Genomic DNA, 4,095 nt, shown 5'->3' on the forward strand with positions numbered 1-4,095 from the left:
CACCCGGCCGTCCAGAGGCCCGCCGACGAAACGCACCACATAGGCATGAGTCATCGCGACCTCCCGTTCCACCACTCCACCCGTCCGCACCATCGTACGAGGACGAACCTGCGTTGGCGGCCATTCGCCACCGTTTCCAGCCGGTTGGCTCACACCTCGGACGTGCCGAACCACAGGTCAGCAAGGCTGTCGAGCGTTTTCACCCCGCCGGGTGGAATCTCGCGGAGGTACCACGGCAGGTTGCTGTAGACGTGCAGCAGCGCGTACGCGAGCAACCTGCGCGGCAGTTCCCGGTCGACCTCCCGGTACCCGTAAGCGCGCAGCAGGGCGCCGTGCGCCTCGCGGTCGCCGCGCGTCAGGAACACCCCGTGGCGACGAACTCGTACTCCGCGGCGCCCCTCATGGCCGGTTCGAAGTCGAACAGCCCCGACAACTCCAGATCGGGGGTGACGAGCAAATGATCACCCATCACCTCGGTGTGGAGGAAGACCGGATCAGGGCTGCCAAGATCCACCGAATCCACAAAACCGGGAATTTGGTTCAACCAATTTTCCCCGAGCCCCCTCGCCGCCTGCCGCTCCACACAGCCGGCCTTTTGCCGGGTGATGAAGGCCTGCCAGTCACCCGGCCCCAGTTCCGGCGACGGCAGCCCGTGCAACACCGCCAACGCCTCCCCGACCCGCGTTGCCACCCGGCCGCGCTGTTCCCGGTTGAGCCGCGGCCACACTTCACTGAGGCTCTCGCCGTGGAGCCGTCGCATGAGGACGTACCCCCAGCCGCCGAACTCGCCGCTCGCCAGGACGGCGGGGGTGGGGATCGGCAGGCGACCGTCGACGGCCTTGAGCACGTCTCGTTCGACCGACATCTCGGGTAGGTAGACCTGGGGGAAGAGCTTGAGCACGTGGTCGTGACCTGCGGCGTAGACCGGGAGGGAGCCGTCGGGGAAGCGTTCGACGGTGGTGTTCAGGCCCAGGTGGTCGCAGAGGGCCAGGACGGCGGGCCGGAGCAGGACCTCGTCCTTGGCGATGGCGTCGAGCAGGGCTCGGTGTCGGCGAGGGGGAAGACCACGCGTGGAACCTAAGGGCGTCGGGCTGGCGGGTCGATCGGATTACCCGGTCGCGATGTCATCCACATGATCTTTCCGTTGAGCGTCACGATGAACTCGGTTCCATGACTGCTCACGCCGCGGAGGTACCGATGCTGCAAGGATTCATCGACTTCCTGGACGACTACCTGGAAAGAACCGGCATCAGCGGACTCATCAGGGGAGTACTGGGAGTCCTCGCCTTCGCGAGTCTCCTGAGCGCGATTTTCGGCACGATCGCCATCAAGGCCGGCGCGCTGGTCATCGCCACCATGTGCCTGCTCGGCGTCCTGCTGATGTTGACCACGCACCACAGGACTCTCCGCGCCCAGGCGAACGAACACCGCCTCCTGCTTTCGCGGTACTGCGACGTGGTCACCAGTCGGATGAATCCGACGTGGCACATCCACCGCTGGTCGGAGGCTGTCGACATCGCGCCGAACGGTGACGTCCTCGGCAGCGTCACGATCCACGCCAGTGTGGAGGCGGAGGCGCTGCACTTCCTCCGCGTGTGCCTGGGGCCCAACTGGGCGCAGCCTGAACGCACACGGCGAAAGGTCCGCGTGAGCATGACGGGCTTGGAGATCATGGGAACAGGGAGCGGTCGGTGGAGCGAGACCTCCCGCTGGCAACCGGACGGCAGGCTGGAGATCCTCGCCCACTGCGTTTCGAAGCCGCCAGGGCTGGGTGACCAGATCAGGCTGCGCCTGGAGTACGAATGGCCTGGCAAGTGCGTTCCGCTGATGCGACACGACAGGCTGGACGAGTTCGTCTGCCTGTTCAGCCGCGACCTCGACCAGTTGGACTACCGGATCACCTTGCCGGTCGGCACCCGAGCGAAGTACGACCCGGTCGGCTTGGACAAGGACAACTTCGACCTGTCCCTGTACACCGCGAAGCACAAACGCCCGGTCGTCGAACTGGTCGCCCGAGACGTCGACGCCGACCACCGCGTGGGCATGCGCCTCGACCTCCGCTAACCGCCCACCCGTTCCGCGTCGTGCGCATCCAGCACGCGCAGCAGTAGCGATTCGAGCACTGCCCGTTCCTCCTCCGACAGCACCGCAAGCGCTTCCCCCTGCGACTTCTCGGCGATCGGCCGGATGCGCTCGACCAGTGCCTTCCCCTGCTCCGTGAGCACGATCCGGTGCCGCCGCCGGTCCACCGGGTCCGCCTCACGGGCCAGCAGGCCGCGCTCCGCGAGCTTGTCGAGCTTGTCGATCTTGCCGACGAGGTGGCTCTTGTCCATGTCGAGCGGATCGGCGAGGCACTGCTGGGAGGTCGGGCCGAAGTCGTCGAGGGTCACGAGCAGGCCGTACTGGGGCAGGAGGAGGTCGTCAGCGGCCAGGACCTCCTTCAGGCGCCTGACCGTGCCGGTGGGCGGCACGGCGCCGTTCGCCGAGTCCGCCCAGGCGGCGAAGGACTTCTTCACCTCGCACAAGCGCGGCAAGGTCGTCATCACGTTCTGACGTCCTCGGCCTCGATCAGTCTCGGGAACACCGGCCTGATCGGGGCCCCGTCGCACTGCGCCGCGATCCGGGCCGCGGCCGACGGCAGGAACGGCGTGAGGTGCTCGGCGACGTCCCGGCAGGTCGCGAGCAGCTCGCCCAGGACCCGCGGCAGCTCCGGGCTCCCCTGCTTCGCCAGCACCCACGGCTTCGTGGCCTGGACGTACCGGTTGGCCTCGTCGCCGATCCGCGTCACGGCCTCCACCGCACGGCGGAAGTCGAACCCCGCCAGTGCCCGGTCGATCGTGTCCGCCGCGTCGGCACGGGCTTCCCGCAACGCCGTGGCACCGGGGTCGTCGCCCTCCGCGGGACCGAACTTCGCGATCATGGACACCGTGCGGTTGACCAGGTTGCCGAGGTTGTTCGCCAGGTCCTCGTTCGCGCGGGCGACGAGGCGTTCCGCGGTGAAGTCCGTGTCTCCGGCCCGCGCCACCTCGCTGAGCAGCCACCACCGCACCGCGTCCGAACCGTGCCCATCCACGACCTCCGCCGGGTCGTCGGCGTTCCCCTCGGACTTGCTGATCTTGCGCCCGCCCGCTGTCAGGTACTCGTGGACGAAGATCGTCGTCGGCAGAGCGATTCCCGCCGACAGCAGCATCGCGAGCCAGTACACCGCGTGGAACCGGATGATGCCCTTGCCGATCACGTGCACCCGCTCGGGGCAGTCGGCCCACCAGTGCCGGAACCCGGCGTCGTCGGTGCCGTAGCCGGGGCCGGTGAGGTAGTTCGCGAGCGCGTCGAACCAGACGTACACGACCTGGCCGGGGTCGCCGGGCACCGGGACGCCCCAGCCGCGGGCCCGGTCCGTGCTGCGGCTGACGCTGAAGTCCTCCAGCCCGGACCGGAGGAAGGACAGCACCTCCCGCTTGCGCGACAACGGTTCCACGCGCACCACGTCGTCCTCGACGAGCCGCTCCAGCCGGTCCTGGTACCGGCTCAGCCGGAAGAACCAGTTGTCCTCGGTCACCTCCTCCGGCACGGTCCCGTGCTCGGGGCACCTGCCGTCGACCAGTTCGTCCGGCCGGTAGAACACCTCGCAGCCCACGCAGTACAGCCCGGTGTAGCTGCGCCGGTAGAAGTCCTCGGCGCACGCCTCCCACAGCTTCACCACACCGGGCGCGTGCCGCGGGTCGGAACTCGTGCGGACGAAGTCGTCGAACTCCAGCTCCAGGGCCTTGCCGAGCCCCGCGAACCGCTCGGCCACCCTCGCGACGTACTCGGCGGGCCCGATCCCCTCCGCCTCGGCGCTGTGGACGTTCTTCAGCGCGTTGTCGTCGGTCCCGGTCTGCGCCCGCACCTCGTCACCGCGCTGCCGCCGGTGCCGGGCCAGCACGTCGACCTGGACGAGCTCCAGCGCGTGCCCGATGTGGGGTTTCCCGTTGACGTACGGGATGGACGTCGTCACGTAGTAGCGGCTCATCGCTACCTTCCCAGCCCCTGCTGCACGAGGACGGCCCCAGGGGCCTCCTCGTCGGCGGGTCAGGACGTGCGGAGGAGGCCGGA

General features: G+C 68.5%; 5 protein-coding genes. 1 reads left to right on the forward strand and 4 read right to left on the reverse strand.

All coding sequences use genetic code 11. The annotated features are described in order from the left end of the window. Positions 1 to 149: 149 nt before the first annotated feature. Together AC156L_RS01180 and AC156L_RS01185 are read right to left on the reverse strand one after the other, a co-directional pair. On the reverse strand, positions 150 to 365 hold the full coding sequence (locus AC156L_RS01180) for a hypothetical protein (protein WP_330875431.1): 216 nt from the start codon (positions 363 to 365) through the stop codon (positions 150 to 152). Continuing rightward, the gene (locus tag AC156L_RS01185) at positions 356 to 901 is read right to left on the reverse strand and encodes an aminoglycoside phosphotransferase family protein (RefSeq protein WP_330875430.1); all 546 of its coding nucleotides are present in this window, start codon (positions 899 to 901) and stop codon (positions 356 to 358) included. The genes AC156L_RS01180 and AC156L_RS01185 overlap by 10 nt, the downstream gene beginning before the upstream one ends. Before the next feature lie 296 nt (positions 902 to 1,197). On the opposite strand from AC156L_RS01185, the gene AC156L_RS01190 reads away from it, so the two are divergent. Next, on the forward strand, positions 1,198 to 2,064 hold the full coding sequence (locus AC156L_RS01190) for a hypothetical protein (RefSeq protein WP_330875429.1): 867 nt from the start codon (positions 1,198 to 1,200) through the stop codon (positions 2,062 to 2,064). On the opposite strand, the gene AC156L_RS01195 is transcribed toward AC156L_RS01190, so the two are convergent. Both AC156L_RS01195 and metG read right to left on the reverse strand, forming a co-directional pair. After that, positions 2,061 to 2,543, reverse strand: coding sequence for a MarR family winged helix-turn-helix transcriptional regulator (locus AC156L_RS01195; RefSeq protein ID WP_330875428.1), 483 nt, complete (start codon positions 2,541 to 2,543; stop codon positions 2,061 to 2,063). The two genes, AC156L_RS01190 and AC156L_RS01195, sit on opposite strands and share 4 nt — an antisense overlap. Continuing rightward, on the reverse strand, positions 2,543 to 4,012 hold the full coding sequence (metG, locus tag AC156L_RS01200) for a methionine--tRNA ligase (protein WP_330875427.1): 1,470 nt from the start codon (positions 4,010 to 4,012) through the stop codon (positions 2,543 to 2,545). The genes AC156L_RS01195 and metG overlap by 1 nt, the downstream gene beginning before the upstream one ends. Positions 4,013 to 4,095: the final 83 nt, after the last annotated feature.

The sequence above is a fragment of the Umezawaea sp. genome (assembly GCF_057122925.1).